The organism is Pseudomonas sp. QLc11A (assembly GCF_052112305.1).
Classification (GTDB): Bacteria; Pseudomonadota; Gammaproteobacteria; order Pseudomonadales; family Pseudomonadaceae; genus Aquipseudomonas; species Aquipseudomonas laurylsulfatiphila.
In genome coordinates this window covers 1-520 of sequence record NZ_JAVAJJ010000050.1, presented here as the reverse complement: position 1 = coordinate 520, position 520 = coordinate 1, and the positions used below count along the sequence as shown (strand labels likewise).

At 62.3% G+C, this 520-nt stretch carries 1 protein-coding gene; it reads right to left on the bottom strand.

The annotated features are described in order from the left end of the window. Positions 1-520, bottom strand: a 520-nt coding sequence (locus Q8X48_RS29830; RefSeq protein ID WP_407802811.1) for an immunoglobulin-like domain-containing protein, incomplete at both ends; no start/stop codon positions are given.

Sequence of the window (520 nt, the reverse complement as noted above, 5' to 3'; positions counted from 1 at the left end):
TTTGCCCTGGGCATCGGTCAGGGTCGCGGTGTAGGTGATGGTGCCGTTTTCATCCACGCTCGGGGTGGCGGTCAGGGTTACGGTGGTGGTGTCGTTGACGTCGTTGACCGTGGTGGTCACTGGCGTTGTGTTTGGCGACACCAGTTCCAGGTTACCGCCCACCGCGTCCTTGATGGATTCAGTCACGGTGGTCGGACCGGTGTAAACGTCGTTGCCGACGCTGACCGGCAGGCTGCCGGAGCTCTGGCCTTCAGCGATGGTGATGACCTTGCCGCTGTCGAGGGTCACGGTCACCGGACCGTTCTGCGCAGTGACCGGTTTGCCTTGGGCATCGGTCAGCGTCGCGGTGTAGGTAATGGTGCCGTTTTCATCCACGCTCGGCGTCGCGGTCAAGGTCACGGTGGTGGTGTCGTTGACGTCGTTGACCGTGGTTTCCACCGGGGTCTTGATCGGGTTGATCGCTTCAAGGTTGCCGCCGTCGGCCGATTTAATCGACTCGGTCACGGTGGTCGGGCCTTGG